Raw genomic sequence first — 1596 nt, 5'->3', positions numbered from 1 at the left:
GGGTAGCTTTTCTCTATTTATTTGAATAACACTACCTAATGGCAGAATTTCTGTATAAATTTTATCAATTAATCCAAGTAAACGCACAAACTCAGATCTTGAAAAAAGTTGAGTTTCCCCAAGACGAGTGATGATAACCTCTCCCTTATTAAATCGAAAATCAATACTTGCTCCAATTGTTGGATTGTACTCATAACTCATATCACTCTGAGACAAATTTAAAATCAATGTTCTAAATAAATCATGACAGGCTCCACACCTTCTCTCACTCGAACAACACTTCCAATCGGTAAAGCAGTACGTTCTGACATCAGTTTTCTCCTTCTAAATATTTCTGAGCTTCCTGAACATAGAAAAGTTCTGGATTTTCATGGGCGATGCTTTCAAACAAACTACGAGCACGAGCTTCATCTCCTTTTAACTGAGCGTTGAGTGCTCCATAATAAGAGAACATGATGCGAGCTAGCTTATTTTCGGGTTCGGCAGTGTCGAAGTAGTCGTTTGATATTTTATTTAAAACAAGATCCTCTATAGCTTTTACTATGTTTATTGCATTCGTCTGCCTAGTAACCTGAGAATTTGTTCGAGCTTTTAATGTAGCTAACATATCAATTTGGTTCGAAATTTCTTCTGTTTTATCAGCATGGATTAAAGAAAGAATCTTAAAGTAAGCTGTGGACAATTGGATCTCAAATTTCTTATTAAAATTTTTATCCTCAAAATTTATTCGTTCCAAATTATCAAGTGTTTCTTCAAACTTTCCTTGGTAATATGACGCTTGGGCAATAGCTAGTAAACAATTTGCATTATTAAACAGTTGTTGAGACTTGACTGAGTGTTCAGCCACATAACGATAATAACTTATGTGCTTGTCGAAATTAATATCCGTCAAAAAGATATTATCTACAGCTAATTTAACCAGTTTATTATTTAATGAAAGCAGTGTCTCAAACCCAAAACATACTACCGTATAAGTAATGAATTTCATAAAATTCATTTCCCCACCTTTAAATAATTCAACAACCATGCCTATAAATGCTAGACAAACTATAGGAAATAAGCAAATGTATACTATTTTTGTCAAATTATATAATTTTGGAATTTCAAATCCAGATATTTTCAACGAATAGTTATTTAATATTTCTTTCATCATTATCCTCCATTGTAGAACTTAAATATAAAAAGGCGCTCGCTATTACTGGAGCCGCTATCGAGGCTCCAAATCCAAATGTAGATGCACTAACTGTAACACCATAAATTAAAGCACCCATAACAAAAACTGTAGCAACTACTACTTTCCCCGCTTTTAATATCTGTTCTCCATGATCCACACTTCTCACCCCTGTTTCAGTGGTCGTTTTAACTGTTGCGTAGTCTTGTTTGACCTGATTATGTTCCTTCACATAAGTCACGCGATAGCCATCCTCTGACTTAGTTCCAACCTCAACCGAGCGATTCTTATAGCCAAAGCCAATGGAAAGGTTGGGCGCAAGTCTCCCGTAGCCTGAACTAATTTTGTCTGCTAGACTGAACTCACCCGTTATAGAATAGTCCTTTAGTCCTATTTATAGAATAGTCCTTTAGTCCTATCTTCGT

2 protein-coding genes and 1 pseudogene are annotated in these 1596 nt (G+C 35.0%); all 3 read right to left on the bottom strand.

What is annotated here, in order from left to right:
• Positions 1 to 201: pseudogene (locus D8847_RS10705) on the bottom strand (hypothetical protein); the annotation flags it as partial.
• Positions 202 to 310: 109 nt separating this feature from the next.
• A complete protein-coding gene (locus D8847_RS10455; RefSeq protein WP_125841489.1) occupies positions 311 to 1153 on the bottom strand; it encodes a hypothetical protein in 843 nt (280 codons plus the stop codon).
• On the bottom strand, positions 1131 to 1412 hold the full coding sequence (locus D8847_RS10840) for a hypothetical protein (protein ID WP_260467787.1): 282 nt from the start codon (positions 1410 to 1412) through the stop codon (positions 1131 to 1133). The genes D8847_RS10455 and D8847_RS10840 overlap by 23 nt, the downstream gene beginning before the upstream one ends.
• Positions 1413 to 1596: the final 184 nt, after the last annotated feature.

The organism is Streptococcus mitis (assembly GCF_003942795.1).
In the GTDB taxonomy this organism is placed as follows: domain Bacteria; phylum Bacillota; class Bacilli; order Lactobacillales; family Streptococcaceae; genus Streptococcus; species Streptococcus mitis_BJ.
Note: the sequence above shows the minus strand (reverse complement) of the source record. Positions and strands in the feature narration are given on the sequence as shown.